The following is a 19,074-nucleotide window of genomic DNA, read 5'->3' as shown; positions in this document are numbered from 1 at the left end:
GCGGCGGGCTGCAACTCGTCGGAGCTCGTTGCTGCTCTCCGCTGGTGGCGAACTGCTATAGGCCGAGAGCGAATAGCGCGGTTCTTCGAACCGCCGGCCTTGTCGCCCAGGCGCGGAGCGCCTCGGGGGAGTGGGCGACAGGCCGAACCCGACAGAATCGGGGCGAACTGTTGACCGAGCTTTTGCGACCCTTTAGGGTCGCGCGGGCCGGACGCCTCCCGCCGGGCGGCCCGCAACACGCCGCTCGCGCGTCGAGAGTTGCCGTTCCTCCCGGGCGTCCGAGCTGCTATCAAGTTAGAATAGGGGTAGTTCCAGCCCATTGCCCTCCGCGGGCACGCGGCCCGTTTATTCCGAGAGGCAACACAACTGAAAACCGTAGGCGCGATTTCCTCCGCGGGCCGGGTTTAAATCAGTCATACTGAACAAGACACGCCAAGCACTCGTACTTCCATCATCCCCTGAAGCCGACCAGAAAGACCCCTCATTGCCGATAATACGTACATCCCCTACACTGACATGGCGGAAGCCCGGGGCGGGGCACAAGACAGTTACCGCCAGCATCTCTCCCCCATAAAGCCCCCATTCTAACAGAAGCTATTCTTCGCCCCCGAAAAAGCTCGGAGCGATCGGCCGCATGTTGTAGTTCGACGCCATGATGCTCCCGTACGCCCCCGTCGAGCGCAGCGCGAGCACATCGCCCCGCCGCGACTCCGGAAACTCGATCTCCCGCGCGAAGACATCCGACGACTCGCAGATCGGCCCCGCGATCGAATAGACCCCCATCGCCCGTTTTTCTTTTTCCGCCTCCGCCGTCAGGTTCTCGATCCGGTGATGCGCATGGTACAACGCCGGCCGGATCAACTCCGTCATCCCCGCATCCACGATCGCAAAACGCGCCCCTCCCGCCGTCGTTTTGGTGAAGAGCACCCGCGTGATCAGCTCCCCGCACTGCGCCACGATCGACCGCCCCAGTTCGAAATGCACCGTTTGATCCTCCCGCACCTTCAGGTGGTCGTGGAACGTGCGGAAATAGCCCGCGAAATCCGGAATCGGCTCCTCGTCCGGCCCCTCGTAATCGATTCCCAAACCCCCGCCCATGTTGAGATGTCGGAGCGTCACCCCGCGCTCCTCGAACCACCGCGCAATCTCATTGACCCGCTCCGCCAGCTCCGCGAACGACTCCAGATTGCGGATTTGCGACCCGATGTGGAAATGCAGCCCCACGATACGGATATTCGGCAACTCGTTCAGCCGGGCCAGCGCCTCGTCCACCTCCGTGTACGAGATACCGAACTTGCTCTCCGCCTGCCCCGTCGAGATGTACCGGTGCGTCTCCGGCCGCACATCCGGATTGATCCGCAGCGCGACATTCACCCTCCGTCCCTGCGCCTTCGCCAGCCCGTCGATCACCTCCAGCTCCTGCAACGACTCGCAGTTGAACGCAAAAATCCCCTGCTCGATCGCATATTCGATCTCCCCGTCGCTCTTTCCCACCCCCGCAAAGACGATTTTTTCCGGCGCAAAACCATTCTCCACCGCGCACCGCACCTCGTATCCGCTCACGCAATCCGCTCCCAGCCCCGCCCTCCGGATCTCCTCCAGAATCGGCCGCTCCACATTGGCCTTCATTGCATAGTGGATGTGGTAACCGTAACGGTTCGCCTCCTCCGTGGCGACGCCGAGCGTCCGCCGCAGCAAGTCGAGATCGTAGTAATAGAAAGGCGTCGGAGGTACCGTCGCCCCCGGCTTAATGGCATATTTCGACATAACAGTGATACAGTCTATCGGTTAAAACAATCGAACAAATGGTCGTTCAGCGCCTGGAGCGTCTGCCGCTTGTGCTCCGTAGCGACCAGCACCGCCATACTGCGGTGGTTCGCCCCGTACGAGATCATCCGGATTGGCACCTCGCGCAGGCTGTGGAAGATACGCGCCGCCAGCCCCGCATGCCGGTCGTCGATGCACCCCACGATGCAGACGATCGTATTGTCCCGGTTCACCTCCACCGAGCCGAACGGCCGGAGCTCCCGGATGATATCCTCCAGGTGGCACGTGCTGTCGATCGTCAGCGACACCTCCACCTCCGACGTCGTGATCATATCGACCGGCGTGCGGTACTTCTCGAACACCTCGAACACCTTGCGCAGGAAACCATACGCCATTAGCATCCTCGCCGACGCGATCCGCACCACCGTAATCCCGTCCTTCGCCGCAATCGCGTGGAAATCCATCGCATTGTCCTCCGCATCCGAGATCAGCGTCCCCTCCGCCTGCGGCTCCATGCTGTTCTTGAGCCGCACATTGATCCCCGCCTCCTTGCACGGCTGGATCGTCGCCGGGTGCAGGATTTTGGCCCCGAAATAGGCCAGCTCCGCCGCCTCGTCGAAACTCATGCGACGGATCGGGAACGTCCGGTCCACCACCCGCGGGTCATTGTTGTGCATCCCGTCGATATCCGTCCATATCTGCACCTCGTCCGAGCCGATCGCCACCCCCATCAGCGCCGCGCTGTAGTCGCTCCCGCCCCGTCCCAGATTCGAGAGGTTCCCCGCCGCATCCGTACAGATAAAACCCTGCGCAATGTAATAGATATCCTTGTCCGTCTCCGTCACCCGCGTCGTCAGCTCGCGCCGCAGACGCGCCATATCCGGCTTCCCCTCCCCGTCCGTGTGCATGAACTCAGGCGACGTCAGCAGCTCCGCCCGATGCCCCAGCTCCTGCATGTGGTGACAGAAGATCGCGCTCGTCAGCAATTCGCCCTGCGCCAGAATCAGCTTGTCCGACACCTCGCCCCGGTAGACGAACGTCTCGTCCGCAATCCGCGCCAGCACCCGCTCCATCCGCTCTCGTGCCGCATCGCGGTGATCCGTCAGCAACTCGTCGATACAGGTCGAATATTTCGTGCGGAGCATTTCGAGCGTCTCGCGCACCGTCTCCCGCTCCCCCTGCGCCGCAGCCGCCGCTATCCGCACCAGCGCGTCCGTCGTGCCCGACATCGCCGACAGCACCGTCAGCCGTGCCCCCTCCGAAGTGATGATTTCCGCCACGCGGCGCATGTTGGCGGCCGAACCGACCGACGTGCCGCCGAATTTCAGTGTTTTTATCATGAGTAGTGTTAAATGACGAACGAATCGTTAATTTTGTATCGCGACCATCGGAAAGATTCCGCGGTCGTCGTAGTCGGCTGCAAATTTAGCGGAATTGCCGCCGAAACGCGCGCCGATGTAAGAAATTGAACGATAACGCCGAAATTTGTTGAAAATATGACAAGTATCCCCGTCGTCGTCGAGACCATCGTCCGGAAGCAGCCCTTTTTGGAATACGCCCTGCTCGAAGGGATCGTCAACCTGTCGGCCCTCGCCCGGTGGCTGCGTCCCGAAGTCGAGCGACAGGCCGGCCGGCCCGTCAACGAAGGAGCCATCATGATGGCCCTCAAGCGGATGGGCTCGCGGCTCGAACTGCTTTCGAACATGCGCTTCCGGCGCGTGATCGGCCACCTCGGCGACGTCGTCGTGCGGTCGAACCTCGCCGACCTCACCTATCGCAACTCCCCCTCGCTGTTTCGGTGCCAGGCCCGCCTGCTCGAACACGTGCACGAGTCGAAAGAGGCCTTCTGCACCTTCTCCCAGGGCGTCGGCGAGACCGCCATCGTCCTGAGCCACTCGCTCGTCGCCGCCGCCGAAGAGATTTTCCGCGACGAACGACAAGTCGCCAAATCCGACTCCCTCTCGTCGATCACCCTCAAACTGCCCGCCGAGAACAGCCTCTATCCCGGCGTTTACTACTACATTTTCAAAGAGTTGGCCTGGGACAACATCAACATGGTCGAACTCATCAGCACCACCAACGAATTCACCGTCGTCGTGCACGACGACGACATCCACCGCGCCTTTTCGATCCTGATGGACGTGAAGCGCGGCGCCGCCTTGTAACCGATTTTCCGTTGAAATGAAACCGAACTTCCAACAACTGCCGACCTCCCGGATCGTCGGGCCCGAGCCGTCGGAGATCTGCGCCGTCCGTTTCGATTCGCGCGCCGTCGCGCCCGGCGACCTGTTCGTCGCCGTGCGAGGTACCGTGAGCGACGGCCATGACTATATCGCCGCCGCCGTCGAGCGCGGCGCCTCGGCCGTCGTCTGCGAGACCTTGCCGCAGGGAGAACTGAACCCGTCTGTCTGCTATGTTCTTGTGGAGGACAGCGCCCGGGCTTTGGCCGAACTGGCCGGAGCCTTTTATGGACACCCCAGCCGGCAACTCCGCCTCGTCGGCGTGACCGGCACCAACGGAAAGACCACCGTCGCCACCTTGCTGTACGACCTTTTTACGGCCTTGGGGCACCGCTGCGGGCTGATTTCGACCGTCGTCTACCGCGTGGGCGACCGTCGGATCGACTCCACCCATACGACGCCCGATCCGCTGACCCTCAATCGGTTGCTGGCCGAGATGGTCGAGGCCGGGTGCGACTACTGTTTTATGGAGGTCAGCTCCCACAGCGTGGTGCAGCAGCGGATCGGCGGTTTGCAGTTTGCGGGAGGGATTTTCACCAACATCACCCACGACCACCTCGACTACCACAAGACCTTTGCGGAGTACATCCGCGCGAAACAGGCCTTTTTCACCCGGCTGCCCGGGGAGGCCTTCGCGCTGACCAATATCGACGACCGGAACGGCGAAGTGATGCTCCAGAACGCCTCGGTCGGTCGGCGGGCGACCTATTCGTTGCGTAACGCGGCCGATTACCAGTGCCGGATCGTCGAAGAGCTTCCCGACGGGATGCAGCTGTCGTTGGCCGGTCGCGACGTGTGGGTGCAGTTCATCGGGCGGTTCAATGCCTACAACCTGACCGCGATTTACGGCGCCGCCGTGGAGTTGGGACAGGACCCGGCCGAAGTGCTTCGTATCCTGAGCACCCTGCGTCCGGTGAGCGGCCGGTTCGAACAGATTCGCAGCGCCGACGGACGTTTGGCGATCGTGGACTATGCCCACACGCCTGACGCCTTGCAGAACGTGATCGACACGATCAACGAGCTGCGGCGTCCTGATGCCCAGCTGATTACCGTAGTGGGTTGCGGCGGGAACCGCGATGCGACGAAGCGTCCCGTGATGGCCCGCGTGGCTGCGGACGGCTCCTCGCGCGTGATTCTGACCTCCGACAATCCGCGGTTCGAGGAGCCGCAGGCTATTTTGGACGAGATGCGCGGCGGGTTGGACGCTGCACAGTTGTCCCGGACGCTGACCATCGTCGATCGTCGGGAGGCGATCCGGACGGCGATCGCCCTGTCCCGTCCGGGCGACGTAGTGTTGGTAGCCGGGAAAGGGCACGAGCCCTATCAGGAGATCTCCGGCGTACGCCACCACTTCGACGACCGCGAGGAGGTGACCGCCGCTTTCGCGTGAGGTCGGTGTGCGGATAGAGAACAGGGGTAGAGGCGGCCAGTTGAAATGCGCAAGCATTTCCGTCCACGGGACGTGGGGCCTGCCCGGCCCGAGGGCAGTACCCTCCCGTAGGACGACGCGCGCCCCGCCTTAGGAGGGAAATCATCAAAACTCGCTCGCGTGTTTTGACAAGATTTCCCCAGGCGCGCACCAAGAACTGGGCCAAGCTGATTAAGCGATACGCAGTATCGCTCCGTCCCGCCGGTGCGCCCATCGGGCGTTTTATTAGGGTTATCGTTGCCTTATTAGCCGGCCGCCGTCCGCGCAGGGCAGTTTCATCCGAGTCAAAGCTCGACCCGCGCGCCGCCGCCAAAAGAAGCGATTCAACTATTTCGGCGGTAGCCGAATATAGATGAATCGTGCAGGCGCGCGAAAAAAACTCGATCCGCGCGCCCCGCCTAAGGAGGGAAATCGTCAAAACTCGCTTGCGTGTTTTGACAAGATTTCCCCAAGGCGCGCGAAACAGAGAATAGAGAGCGGAACTGAGAATAGGGTAGAGGCTGCCCATTCCGAGTGCCGGGAGGTATCGCCCGCCGTCCCCTCAAACTGAACCGCGCGCCGCCGCCCAAGAAGGGCGAAAAACATCCGCCCGTTTAAGTAGGTAAGCGATTCAAAAAGTTGAAAATCAAAACTATGTAGGATGAAAAAGATTTTGGCTCTTTTTCTGCTTTTGCCCGTCATCGCCTCGGCCCAAGTCACCTTGAATCTCGCTGATCATGCCGCCCTGCTCTCCGTTTTTGCGCTGGATTGATCCGACTCTCTTTCGTGCCAAAAGATCAGGCCGCGCTATTCCACAATCACCTCGTCGCAGAACAGCCACGCGTCATCCTTGCTGTGCCAAGCCGGCATCTTGCCGTGCCCCCGCGCAATCACCTTGATATAACGCGCCGTTTTGCCGATCTTGTCCTCGGAGACAGGCACCTTGTGTGTCGGCTCGTTCTTTGCCTCGCCTAGCTCGATTACCCCCAGCGACTCGAACGCCATCCCGTCCGTCGAGAGCAGATACTCCACCGACGTCGGCGGCACGATCCAGTCCCCTTTCGAGTGCAGGAACTGCGCCGTGATCCGCTCCACCGGCACCGCCGCCCCCAGGTCGATCACCGCCTCCAGATCGTTGCCGATAAAGCCCTGCCACGCCGGATCCGCGAACCGCAACGCTCCCACACGGCCGTCCGTCAGCGCCCCGTCGCCCCCGCCCGAATATTTCGTGTACGGCTTCAGGTAAGTCACCCCCGCGCCCAGCGCCTTGTGTGCCGCCACCTGCTGTTCCGTCACCCCGTAGCTGCGCCCGTCCGGACCGAAAACCCGCGCCTTCACCACCCGCACGTCGCTGATTTTCACCGGCTCCGTGTAAAGCGTCGACTCCACCGTCGGCTCCGAGCCGTCCAGCGTGTAGCGGATCACCCCCTCCGGAATGTGGTTGTTCATCGTCACCCGGAAACTCCGCGGGTCATCTGCGTCCTGCGCCACCGAGAAATCCATGTCCGGCACCACCTCCAGCAGATCGAACCACGCCGTTCCCTCCGTCAGCAGCGTGATTGACGAATTCAGATACCTCGCCTCGCGTGCCGCCTTCGTATAAGTCGCGCTCAGCTCGTACTTCGTCCATTTGTCTGTCAACTCGAACTCCTGCGACGCGATATTTCCCAAATTGAGCCGGAACCGCATCTTTTCCCCCTTTTTCAGCCGGTTGATCGCCGCCTCCGACGCCCGCGCCCACACTGTCATGATATAGCTTTTGCCCAGCTGGAGCGGCAGCGGGTAGAAACTGACCGACGCCCCCTGTCCCGATTTCGGCGTGATCATCCGCAGCGAATGCCCCCCGTGAAACGCCACCCGCGAATCGATCGCATACGTCGCCCCCCGGTCTTTCCCGGCATTGCCGTAGACCGCCGCCGGCACATTGCCCGAGACGCTGTACTGCCATTCGAAACTCGGGTCGATCAGCAGATTGCTTCCGTTCACCGGCCGGTTGTCACCCGCAAAAGCCCGTTCCTCCGCCGGGTCGGCGAACAGCTTGAAAATCTGCACCCCGAACGGCGCCAGCACCCCGTCGATCGTCCCGTTCACCACCTCCCGCACACTGTTGTCCGACAGGTCGTACGTCTTCCTGTTGAAGGTATCCGGCAGCACCAGCTTATAGTTCGCCGCCTCCGCTCCCGGGTTGAGGAGCACCGCCACCGTTTGTTTGCCCAACGTATACGTCCGCGCCTCCAACTTCGCCGCCGAAGCCACCCGCGGCGTCCGCTCCGTCCCCCGTTCGAAGAACGGCGTTAGCTCCTGAATCTCGCGACACGTCTTGGCATAGGTCTCCCACATGAACTGATTTTTCGGGAACCCGTTGAGCCCATGTCGGATAAACGACTGGAACCCCCGCGCCCCCTCTAATGCCGCCCCCCACGTCATCATACGAATTTCGGCCGGCGTCGGCTCGCGCGTCCAGAACTCCGCTCCTCCGAACGTCTGGGGCACGTACCAGATCGATTTTTCGAACTGCAACTCCTCGCGCAGCCCGCGGATCGTACCGATCACATCCGCCGCCGCCGAGTTCGGCACCGGGTAGGTGTCCGCCATGATGATATCGCACGAATTGGCATAGTGTCGTCCCGGTCCCGCCGACATAATGACCAGCGTGATCGGATGGTACGGGTCTTCGGCTCGGATGATGTCGTAAATCTCCTCTAAGGTTTCCGCCGATATGCCCTGTCCCTCCGGTTCGTCTGCCACGTACCACGACAGAATCGCCGGATGATCCTTGAGCGCGCGGATCTCCTCCCGCAACAGCTCCATTTTCTTGGCCTTGTCGGTGGATGCGGCCTTGGCGCCCCCGCCTCCGCCCGCGATGCTCAGCAGGTTGTAGTTCACCCGCATCCCCAATTGCGCCGCTCGGTCGAGGTAAGCGATCCGCTCCTTGCGCGGCTGTTTGCCGATGTTCTGGTACGGTGAAATAAGATTCATCCCCCGTACCGCCTCCTCTTCGGCCAGCGTCGGCTGCACTGGCGAGTAGCAGTAGAACCCGCTCGGAATCACCGGCAGCCCTTCGGCCCTCACCACCCCCGTGAGGTAGTCGATCTGCACGCCGTTGTCCTTGTACGGCAGCCGGGTGAGCCTCACCGCGTACGTACTGTCTCCGACCCGCACCCGCAGCGTATTGTCCCCCGTTTTAAGCGCGTCGAGGGGTAGGGTATAGGTATTTTTCCCTTGTTTGGTCAGCGTCACCGCCGCTTCGCTGTCATCGAGCGCCGCCCGTTCGGGCGTTTGCTGTCCCGTGACGATGATCGTCGCCACCGAATCCCGTTCGGTGAAGTAGTTCATCCTCGGCAGCACTTTGGTTTTCGGAGCAGCTCCTGCATTTCCAGCCGCCGTCAGCACGGCGAGCACCGCGCAAAAGAGAGTTTTGTTCATGAGTTTGTTGAAGTTGGATTAGTTGTAGGAACAAAGTTATGTTTTCCTTTCGAAAAGGCGATCCCCGCGCCCGCAGCAGAGATGGGGTTGAAGTTGGGGCGAGGTTGTTAGGGTAGAACCTGCCATAGCATCCCTTTAGGGATGCGCTCTAAAGTTTTTTTTTGTTCTTTCTGTTCACAGAAAGAACAGTTCTATCCGGGGCAGTGATCAGACCGCGCGCGACAGCTGGAGTAGGAAATCATTCAAACGCGTGTTTCGCGTTTGAATGATTTCCGCCAGCGCGCGGACAGGGAACGGGGTAGAGGCTGTCATTTGCCCGCCGCGGGCACGCGGGGCCTGCCCGGCCCGAGGGCAGTACCCTCCTGTAGGACAAACGCGCGCCGCCGCTTAAGTAGGGAAATCGTCAAAATGTGCAGGCACGTTTCAACAAGATTTCCCCCGGCGCGCGAAAGAGCGGCGGAGCGCAAGCGGAGCCGCAATGAGGCTGACACGGGACGGAGAACTGGGCTGTGCTTTGGGCTTTGCTTTTGGCCGGGCTTTGGGCTGGAATCTGGGCCGAAAGCGAATAGCGCGATTCCGCGAGGAATCGCCGTCCTCGGCGAGGGCGACGCTTTAGCGGCGCGAGGGGGACGCGCCGAGGACGAATAGACTATGCTTTGGCGGTTCGTAGAACCGCCGGGCTTGCGCGCTGGGCCTTTGGCCCACCCCCGGAGCGCGCAGCCCGAATCCCAAGAACGAATGGGCCTTGCTTTTGCGACTCGCAGAGTCGCGCGAGCCGGAGCCACCCCCGGCGTAGGGCCGCAACTCGCGATGCTCGTTCGGCCCCCGCTGGCTCCGACCACCCCAATGGGATCACATGTTGCGGCACCTAACTATATAGGGTAACTCCAGCCATTGCCCACCGCGGGTGTACACCTCCGTTTATTTCGAGAGGCAACGCAACTGAAAGCCGAAAGCGCGATTGTGCTCCCATGTAGATTGAAACCCTGTCGTTAAGGAACGTAACCCGTTCCCGTTTGTTTCGCCTGCCGAAGCCGACCAACCGGATCCTTCATCACAGACGCCGCCCAACGAACCCGAAGTGTGGCGGCGGAAGCCCGGGGCGTGCCACGCGGTTCAGCGACCCGCAAAATTTGAAAAGGAAAACAGGCCCAAGCCCGGGTTCTAAGTCCCCAATCGGTTCCGTCAAGAGCTCTCTTGCTCCGTTTATTCCGAGAGGCACCGCAACTGAAAACCGTGAGCGCGAGCATGAGAATAGGAACTGAGCGCCCCTATTTGGAAAAACAGATAAATGCCGTACCCCCCGCTCGTCCCCGTCGACCAGACCGAACCCTCGAGGCCGACGCTCCCCAGCCCGCCGAACCGCTTGTTGTTCCCCGCATCGCGGTAGCCCGGGGCCAGGACTGTCCCTCTGAGCGGTAGCCCGAAGCCCAAGACTATCCCTTTGAACGATAGCCCGAGGCCGAAGGACTATTCCTCCGAGGCCGCCCCCTCCGCAGCCCGATGCGCCGTCCAGTCCGGCGCCTGGATGCGGATTTCGCCCCCGTCCGGCGTCACCAGCGCCGCCCCCTCCTCCGCAGCCACCACGTGGCCGATCACATCCACCCCCGGCATCGCCAGCAACTCCTGATGCTTGTCCAGCGGCGCCGTGAAGAGCAGCTCGAAATCGTCCCCCCCGTTCAGCGCCGCCACCACCGGGTCGATGTGCATCTCCTCCGCCAGCCGGAACGTATCCGACGCGATCGGAATCCGGTTCAGATAGATCCGCACCCCCACCTCCGATCTCCGACACAAATGCAGCGCCGCCGACGCCAGCCCCCGCGTCACGTCGATCATCGCCGTTGGCCGAATCTTCGCCTCCCGCAGCTCCTGAACGATATCCACCCTCGCCTCCGGCTTCAGCTGCCGCCCCAGCAGGTAAGCATGCTCCTTCGTCAGCTCCGGTCGGCTCACCCCATTGCCCTTCAGCACCCGTTTCTCGCGCTCCAGCAGCTGCAACCCCATGTACGCCGCCCCCAGATTGCCCGTCACACAGAGCAGATCCGTCGTTTTCGCCCCGCTGCGCAACGTCAGCTCCTCCTCCGCCACCGTTCCGATCGCCGTCGCCATCAGGTTCAGCCCCGTCAGCGACGCCGACGTATTCCCCCCGATCAACGCCACCCCATACGCCTCCGTCGCCCGCTTGATCCCGTCGTACAGCGCCGTCGCATCCTCCACCGAGAACCTCGCCGACAGCCCCACACTCACCGTCAGATACTCCGCCCGCCCGTTCATCGCACAGATATTCGACACCGCCGCCGCCACCAACTTGTACCCCAAGTGCTCCAACGGCGTGTACGTCAGGTCGAAATCGATCCCCTCCAGCAGCGTCGCCTCGCCCACCACCTCCAGCCATCCCCCGCGGTCGATCACCGCCGCATCGTCTCCGATCCCCTGCCGGATACGCGTATTTTCATTCGTCGTGAAAGGTTCCGTCAGCCGCTCCACGAAAGCGACCTTGCCCAATTCCGATATTTCCGTCCGATTCATTTTCTCAGCTTGTGTCATGTTTTTGCAAAATTAAGATTAAAAAAATAACTTTACCCCCTCGTAAACGCAGCCGTGATCATCGTCCGGCTCCGCGCCCAAGTGTAGAGATTTATCGCATCATGTTGAATATCGTGTTATTCGGCCCTCCGGGGGCCGGCAAAGGCACCCAGGCCGAGAAACTCCAGGAACGTTACGGACTCTTGCACCTCTCCACCGGCCAGGCCATCCGCGACGAGATGAGCCGCGGGAGCGAACTCGGTCGGCTCGCCGCCGCCCAGATGGAAGGCGGCAAACTGGCCTCCGACGAATTGGTGCTCGGCATTATCGAAAAATACGTCGAAGAACACCGCTCGGCCCGCGGCGTGATCTTCGACGGATTTCCGCGCACCCTGCCTCAGGCCGAAGCCTTCGACCGGATACTGAAACGCATCGGCACCGGAGTGACCGGGATGGTGGCTCTGGAAGTGCCCGACGACGTCGTGATCGAACGGATTCTCGCCCGCGGGAAGACCAGCGGCCGCGCCGACGACCAGAGCATCGACACCATCCGGAACCGGATCGCCGTTTACGACGCCCAGACCGCCGTGGTCGCCGAATACTATAAACAACAGGACAAATACCGGGCCGTGGACGGCGTGGGTACCATCGACGAGATCTTCGACCGGCTTTGCGCCGTCGTCGACAGTTGGGAAGAGTAGCTTTTCGAACGGAGAGCGGCCTTCCCCCGGTTCCGAATTTTCGAGCCCCAATTATGACGCGAGACCTGCCTGCGGAATCGGGAAACATCCCGTTTCGTAGCAGCGTCTCGTCTTTGTATCCCTCCCCCATCAACAACGAAGATTTAAACACCCAAAATCAGAAGATTATGAAAAAATACCTTCCCCTGCTCGGTTTGGCCGCCGCCCTCGTCGGCTGTAAATCCGAGAAAACGACACCGGATTCGGGCTGGCCCGCTTTCGAGTTGGCCGACCAGACCTACGTCGATTATTTCACCGGCTACCTCAAAGGCAATACCGGCGCCTATGCGACCTCCGTGTCACTGACAGCCGACCAGGTCGCCGAAACCCAGGCCGTCGTCTGGGACTCGTGGGGATCCGCCTACAGCCGGACAGTAAAAGAGCAACTGCCCCCACCGACCCCGATGCCGACCTATGACAAGAACAATTTTCCGCCCCAAAGCGGAAGTTGGGAACTCCAAGACGCCAACCCCTTCTATACCGGCACGATGCCGTTCTACTACTTCTCGAAAGGCAGCAAGCCGGCCGCAGGTTATCCGTTGTTCCTTTTCCTGCACGGTTCGGGTAACAGCTCGCTGGACGAATGGCACGCCGTTTACAGCTGGGCCGGCTATTTTCAGGACAGCCCGAGTCTCTATTTCATTCCCCGGAGTCCGAAAGGAGCCGAAGGGACACGCTGGAAATTGAAATCGCGTCAGCTCACCTGGGAACAGTTGCTGGGCCAGTCCTACCTGCAAGGCGAAACCGACCCGAACCGCATCTATTTCTTCGGGATTTCGGAAGGCGCCTACGGCAGCCAGAGTTTGGCAGCCTTTTATGCCGACTATCTGGCCGGCGCCGGGCCTTTGGCCGGTGGCGAGAACCTGAAATTCGCCCCGCCGGAGAACTATGCCAACATCGCGTTCACCATGCACACCGGCGAAAAAGACTTCTCCTATTCGCGCGACCAGCTGACCCTCGCCGTCGGTGAAGAGCTCGACCGGTTGCAGGCCGCTCATCCCGGTTATTACAACCACCGGGTCGAACTGATGCCCGGCAAGGAGCATGGGTTTTACTATAATGAAGCCCAGACCACCGAGTGGCTGGAACGGCAACCGGCTCGGAATCCTTGGCCCAAGTACGTCTATTGGGAAGACTTCCCGCTCGACGAAGGATACGATGGCGAAGCCTCTCGGCGTTATCGGGACGGCTTCTACAACCTGTACGTGAAAGAGCGTTCGAACGACGACGCCTCGTCTCGTTCGTGCTACGAGATGACCATCACCGGCAACACCGTCGATCTGACGGTGAACACCGTGACTTATGCCGTGGCGGAAGACGGCCCATACAATATCCCGTTGAAATACGCCAAGACCTATACTCCGGCGACCAAAGGCCGCGTTGTGATCTACCTGAATGACAAACTGGTCGACCTGACCCGTCCGGTGACCGTTCGCGTGAATGGCGTCGAGAAGTTCAACGGGCCGGTCTCTTTGGACGCGGCTAATTTGGTGAACAGTTGTGCCGCCTTTTTCGATCCGGAACGTCTCTTCCCCGCCTCCGTCGAAGTGACCGTCCAGTAGCCTCTTGCCGAACGGTGAGAGGGGAAATAGAAATCGCCTGTACCGCATTGCGGTACAGGCGATTTGCTTGGGGACGGGGTCGGCATCCGGAAGTTGGTCGCAAATTTCGACGCGTGAGCGGCGTGTTGCGGGTTTTTGCGGGGGTAGAGTTTGGAACTGTTGAATTGGTGCGGGTCGCCGCCAGCGGTAGCAGCAACGAGCATCGCGACGTTGCAGGCCTACGCCTGGGGTGGCTCCGGCCCATGCAACCCTAAGGGATCGTAAAAACTCATCCCAAACTACAACCCAAATCTCTCGGAGCTCGTCCTTGCGTGCTATTTTGTTCTTAGTCTAAGCCGTTCGGCACCAGCAGAGATGTAACTAAGTCTGCAAAAGTGCAATTGCCTTAGCGGGTTGAAGCCTGCGGAGCCTAAAACGAGTTTGGCGAGTTGCGGGCCTCCGCTGGGGGAGGCTTCGGCCCGCGCGGCTCTACGAGCCGCAGAAGCTCGGCCAAATGCCCGGCCAACAGCAGAGCCCAAAGCACCGCCCACTCCACAAACCAAATCTCTTGGGTTCGGCCTGTCGCCCATCCCCCGAAGCCGCTACGCGGTTTGGGCGACAAGGCTAGCGCCTCTGCGAGTCGCGGAAGCACCGCACCCATTCACCGCCCCATTCTCGGAAGTTCGTCCTCGGCGCGCCCCCCACGCGCCGCTAAAGCGTCGCTCTCGCCGAGAACGGCGATTCCTCAAGGAATCGCGCTATTCGCTCTTGACCTACAGCAGTTCGCCGCCAGCGGAGAGCAGCAACGAGCTCCGACGAGTTGCAGCCCTCCGCCTGCCGGGGCGGCGGACTGCGCGGCTCAAAGAGCCGCAGAAGCCCGGCCCAAGCCACCGCCCAAATCCACACCTCATGCTCGGCCCGGCACGGCGGGAAAACCGGCTACGGTTTTCCCGCCCGAAGAACAGCACGCCCAAAAGCACGGCCCAGTTCTCTGCCCCGTATCAGCCTCACTGCGGCTCCGCTTGCGCTCCGCCGCATTTTCGCGCGCCTGCGCGATTCATTCTATTTCGGCTCACCGCCGAAATAGTTGAATCGCTTCTTTAGGCGGGGCGCGCGGCTATCCTACGGGGAGGGTACTGCGCTCGGGCCGCGCGGGCCCCACGTCCCGTGGACGGGAAATGCTGCGCATTTCAACTGGCAGCCTCGGCCCAATTTCTCGCCCCGTTCTTTGTCCGCGCGCTGGCGGAAATCTTCTTCAAAGCGCAAGACGCTTTGAATGATTTCCTACTCCAGCAGGCCCGCCCCGTGTTATTCCGAGAGGCAACGCAACTGAAAAGCGTGCGCCCGATTGTTGGCACGTTCCGGATCAGCGTGTGTCGTTTTGAAATCCAAACTTCCGCCATTTGTTTCGCAAGCCGTCGCAGACCAGCTATAGCCCAACAGCCCCACGTCCAGCAGAGCCCCGAACCGGTCGAAACGACCCCGTCGCGGTAGCCCGCAGCGTTTACATCAAAGGGGGGGCGTTTACATTCGGATACAAAAAGTATACAGATACAAAGAAACAGCGGTTCTGTCCCGAAAGAGCAGAACCGCTGCCATATCCCAATCGAAAAACAAAGCGAGCGCTATCCGATCCGTTCGACCGTCACCGTCAGCGGCAGTTCGTCGATCTCGATCTCCGACCGCTGCCGCCCCTGCGCTACCGAGACCCCTCCCTGCGCCAATGTCTGCGCCGCGATATAATCCGCAAACCGGCTCACCGCCTCATCCGTCTCCGGATTCGCCTCGACCACGACCCGAATTTTGTCCGTCACCTCGAACCCCTGCTCCTTGCGCAGGTTCTGGATCCGGTTCACCAGCTCGCGCGCCATCCCCTCCGCCCTGAGCTCCGGCGTCACCTCGATGTCCAGCGCAATGGTCAGCGTCCCCTCCGTCGCCACCAGCCAGCCCGGCATATCCTCCGACGTGATTTCGAAATCCGCCCGTTCCACCGGTAGCACCTCGCCTCCCGCAATCGCCAGGTCATAAGTCGCCGCACCCCCTGTCGAACCCAACGCCTCGATCGCCGCGATATCCTCCTGCGAGAACTCCGCCACCTCCGCCGCGATCGCCTTCATCTGCTTGCCGTACTTCGGCCCCAGCGTCTTGAAGTTCGGTTTGATCCGCTTGGTGATCACCCCTGTCGTATCGTGCAGGTACTCCACCTCCTTGACATTCACCTCGTTCAGGATAAGTGACTCGACCGCCTCCAGCCGCCGCTGCACCGCAGGGTCGAGCACCGGAATCATCATCTTCTGCAACGGCTGCCGCACCTTGATATTGACCTTCCGCCGCAACGCCAGCACCATCGACGACGCCCGCTGCGCCAGCTCCATCCTCCGCTCCAACTCCTCATCCACCAACGCCGCATCGTACGCCGGGAACTCCGCCAAGTGCACCGATCCCTCCTCGTTGTGCGTCAAATCCCGATAGATTCTGTCCGAGATGAACGGCGCGAACGGCGCCGCCAGCAGCGCGACCGTCTTCAGGCAAGTGTACAGCGTCTGGAACGCCGCCCGTTTGTCCCGCGTCATCTCCCCTCCCCAGAACCGCTTCCGATTCAGGCGCACATACCAGTTCGACAAATTCTCGTCCACGAACATCGCGATCGCCCTCGCCGCCGGCGTCGGGTCATACGCCTCCAACGCAGTCGTCACATCTTTGACCAACGTATTCAGCAAAGAGATGATCCACCGGTCGATCTCCGGCCGCTCCGCCACCGGAACGAAATCCGCCGCCAAAGAATCAGCCGTGAACCCGTCCACATTGGCATACAGCGCAAAGAAACTGTACGTATTATAGAGCGTCCCGAAGAACTTTCTCCGCACCTCGTCCACCCCGTCCGTGTCGAACTTCAGGTTGTCCCACGGCTGCGAGTTCGAGATCATGTACCACCGCACCGCATCCGCCCCGAACCGATCCATCACCTCGAACGGATCCACCGCATTCCCCAACCGCTTCGACATCTTGTTTCCGTTTTTGTCCAGCACCAAACCGTTGGAGATGATATTCCGGAACGCCACCCCGTCGAACAGCATCGTCGCCAGCGCATGGAGCGTGAAGAACCACCCCCTGGTCTGATCCACCCCCTCCGCGATGAAGTCCGCCGGGTAGATTTTTCCCTGAAAATCAGCCGCCGCCACCTCAAACGGGTAGTGCACCTGCGCATACGGCATCGCCCCGCTGTCGAACCAGACGTCGATCAAGTCCGGCTCCCTCCGCATCGGTTCCCCCTTGGATGAAACGAGTACGATATTGTCCACATACGGCCTGTGCAAATCGAAACCGTCATAATTCGCCTTCGAAAAATCCCCCTCTTTATACGAGGCCAGCGGATTTTCCGTCATCAACCCCGCCGCAATCGACCGCTCGATCTCCTGTTTGAGCTCCGCCACCGACCCGATACACTTCAATTCACTGTGATCCTCCGTCGCCCAGATCGGCAGCGGCGTCCCCCAATACCTCGACCGGCTCAGGTTCCAGTCCACCAGGTTTTCGAGCCACTTCCCGAACCTCCCCTCGCCCGTCGACGCCGGTTTCCAGTTGATCGTCCTGTTGAGGTCGATCAACCGATCCTTCACCGCAGTCGTCCGGATGAACCACGAATCCAGCGGATAGTACAGCACCGGTTTGTCCGTCCGCCAACAGTGCGGATAGTTGTGCGTATGCTTCTCGATCTTGAACGCCTGATTGTTGGCCTTCAGCATCATACAGATTTCGACATCCAGCGTCTCGTCCTTCTCCGTCTTGGCCGGATCGTAGGCATTCTTGACGAACTTGCCCGCGAACTCGTTATAAGAAGCGTCCACATACTTGGCCACAAACTCCGGATCGAGGTCATCCGTCAGGAAGAATTTCCCCGTCCGATCCACCATCGGCTGCCACTTGCCCGCCTTGTCCAACAAGAGCATCGGCGCAATGCCGTTCTGCTTCGACACCCGGTCGTCGTCCGCCCCGAACGTCGCCGCGATGTGCACGATCCCCGTCCCGTCCTCCACCGTCACATAATCCGCCGCAATCACCCGGAACGCATCCCCGCCCAGCTCCGTCAGAGCGGGCTTGATCCACGGAATCAGCTGCTCATACCGCACCCCCTCCAACTGAGAGCCCGTATATTCACGAACGACAGTATACTCCGTTATTTTGGCCCCCGCCATCGTCTTCTCCAGCAAGTCCCCGGCCAGTATCACCGTCTGCTCCGTTCCCGTGTACGGATTGGCGCAGATCACCTGCACATACCGGATATTCGGCCCCACCGCCAGCGCCATATTGCTCGGCAGCGTCCACGGCGTCGTCGTCCACGCCAGGAAATACAAATCCCCTCGCACAGCAGCCTCCCCGCCCTCCGTCGCCGCGAACAGGAACTCGCTGCGCTCGTCGCGGATAATCCTGAACTGCGCCGTACAGGTCGTGTCCTTCACATCCCGATAACACCCCGGCTGGTTGAGCTCATGGTTGCTCAAGCCCGTCCCCGCCGCCGGCGAGTAAGGCTGAATCGTATACCCCTTGTATAAGAGCCCCTTCTCGTAGAGCTGCTTGAGCATCCACCACAGCGTTTCGATGTACTTGTTGTCGTAGGTGATATACGGATTCTCCATATCGACCCAATATCCCATCTGCCGGGTGAGCTTGTTCCACAACCCCGTGTACTCCATCACCGCCTCGCGGCACTGACGATTGTAGTCCTCGATGGAAATCGTCTTCCCGATATCCTCCTTCGTAATCCCGAGCTTCTTTTCGACCCCCAGCTCCACCGGCAGCCCATGCGTATCCCATCCCGCCTTCCGGTGCACCAGGAATCCCTTCTGCGTTTTGTAGCGACAGAATACATCCTTGATCGTCCGTGCCATGACGTGGTGAATCCCCGGTACCCCGTTCGCCGACGGCGGCCCCTCGTAGAATACGAACGTCGGGTGTCCTTCTCTGGTTTCGATACTTTTTCTGAAAGTCTCCTCCTTGTCCCACAGCGTCCGCACCTCCGTGCCGATCGCGGCGAGATCGAGTCCTTTATACTCGGTGAATTTTTTGCTCATGGATCTGTGATTTCAGCGATTGACAAAGGTATGGAATTTCCGGGAAAAAGTCGGCAGGAGCAGCCGTTCTGGATTTGGCGAGCGAGCTTTCGCCCGTGCGCGGACAGAGAATGGGCCGAACTGGTTAAGCGATACGCAGTATCGCTCCGTCCCGCCGGGGCGCCCATCGGGCGTTTTGTTAGGGTTGTCTTTGCCTTATTAGCCGTCCGCCGCCCGCGCAGGGCAGTTTCAGGCGAGGCAAAGCTCGACCGCGCGCCGCCGCCTAAAGAGGGAAATCGTCAAAATGTGCTGGCACGTTTTGACAAGATTTCCCAAGGCGCGCGAATAAAGCTCGCCTGCGCGCGGACAAAGAAC

11 protein-coding genes are annotated in these 19,074 nt (G+C 60.8%); 4 read left to right on the top strand and 7 right to left on the bottom strand.

Features of this window, described 5'->3' with window-relative positions; translation table 11 throughout:
* Positions 1 to 594: 594 nt before the first annotated feature.
* Both lysA and Q9S52_RS05875 read right to left on the bottom strand, forming a co-directional pair.
* Positions 595 to 1,767: a diaminopimelate decarboxylase gene (gene lysA / locus Q9S52_RS05880; protein ID WP_304708469.1), complete on the bottom strand. Its 1,173-nt coding sequence runs from the start codon at positions 1,765 to 1,767 to the stop codon at positions 595 to 597.
* A 14-nt stretch (positions 1,768 to 1,781) separates the two neighbouring features.
* Positions 1,782 to 3,107, bottom strand: a complete 1,326-nt coding sequence (locus Q9S52_RS05875; protein ID WP_300728522.1) for an aspartate kinase — start codon at positions 3,105 to 3,107, stop codon at positions 1,782 to 1,784.
* A 156-nt stretch (positions 3,108 to 3,263) separates the two neighbouring features.
* Here Q9S52_RS05875 and Q9S52_RS05870 point away from each other — a divergent pair, with 156 nt between their 5' ends.
* Together Q9S52_RS05870 and Q9S52_RS05865 are read left to right on the top strand one after the other, a co-directional pair.
* Positions 3,264 to 3,932, top strand: a complete 669-nt coding sequence (locus tag Q9S52_RS05870) for an aspartate kinase (protein WP_294594167.1) — start codon at positions 3,264 to 3,266, stop codon at positions 3,930 to 3,932.
* Between the two features lie 16 nt (positions 3,933 to 3,948).
* Complete coding sequence (locus tag Q9S52_RS05865; RefSeq protein WP_297832213.1) at positions 3,949 to 5,397, top strand: UDP-N-acetylmuramoyl-L-alanyl-D-glutamate--2,6-diaminopimelate ligase; 1,449 nt, start codon at positions 3,949 to 3,951, stop codon at positions 5,395 to 5,397.
* 825 nt (positions 5,398 to 6,222) lie between these two features.
* Here the strand turns inward: Q9S52_RS05865 and Q9S52_RS05860 are convergent.
* The 3 genes from Q9S52_RS05860 to thiL form a co-directional block, all read right to left on the bottom strand.
* Positions 6,223 to 8,841 carry a chitobiase/beta-hexosaminidase C-terminal domain-containing protein gene (locus tag Q9S52_RS05860; RefSeq protein WP_304708468.1) on the bottom strand — a complete coding sequence of 873 codons (2,619 nt, stop codon included), beginning with the start codon at positions 8,839 to 8,841 and terminating at the stop codon, positions 6,223 to 6,225.
* Between the two features lie 1,206 nt (positions 8,842 to 10,047).
* Complete coding sequence (locus Q9S52_RS05855) at positions 10,048 to 10,275, bottom strand: hypothetical protein (protein ID WP_297832580.1); 228 nt, start codon at positions 10,273 to 10,275, stop codon at positions 10,048 to 10,050.
* Between the two features lie 36 nt (positions 10,276 to 10,311).
* A complete protein-coding gene (gene thiL / locus Q9S52_RS05850; protein ID WP_294594566.1) occupies positions 10,312 to 11,370 on the bottom strand; it encodes a thiamine-phosphate kinase in 1,059 nt (352 codons plus the stop codon).
* 119 nt (positions 11,371 to 11,489) lie between these two features.
* Here thiL and Q9S52_RS05845 point away from each other — a divergent pair, with 119 nt between their 5' ends.
* On the top strand, positions 11,490 to 12,068 hold the full coding sequence (locus Q9S52_RS05845; RefSeq protein WP_297627601.1) for an adenylate kinase: 579 nt from the start codon (positions 11,490 to 11,492) through the stop codon (positions 12,066 to 12,068).
* Positions 12,069 to 12,235: 167 nt separating this feature from the next.
* Positions 12,236 to 13,669 carry a hypothetical protein gene (locus Q9S52_RS05840; RefSeq protein ID WP_304708467.1) on the top strand — a complete coding sequence of 478 codons (1,434 nt, stop codon included), beginning with the start codon at positions 12,236 to 12,238 and terminating at the stop codon, positions 13,667 to 13,669.
* Between the two features lie 1,287 nt (positions 13,670 to 14,956).
* On the opposite strand, the gene Q9S52_RS05835 is transcribed toward Q9S52_RS05840, so the two are convergent.
* On the bottom strand, positions 14,957 to 15,097 hold the full coding sequence (locus Q9S52_RS05835) for a hypothetical protein (RefSeq protein ID WP_300728893.1): 141 nt from the start codon (positions 15,095 to 15,097) through the stop codon (positions 14,957 to 14,959).
* Positions 15,098 to 15,273: 176 nt separating this feature from the next.
* Entirely contained in the window at positions 15,274 to 18,720 is a 3,447-nt protein-coding gene (gene ileS, locus Q9S52_RS05830; RefSeq protein WP_304708466.1) for an isoleucine--tRNA ligase, read from the bottom strand.
* Positions 18,721 to 19,074: the final 354 nt, after the last annotated feature.

It is taken from the genome of uncultured Rikenella sp., from assembly GCF_948810725.1.
Taxonomy (GTDB): Bacteria; Bacteroidota; Bacteroidia; order Bacteroidales; family Rikenellaceae; genus Rikenella.
This window is presented reverse-complemented; position numbering and strand designations above follow the sequence as displayed.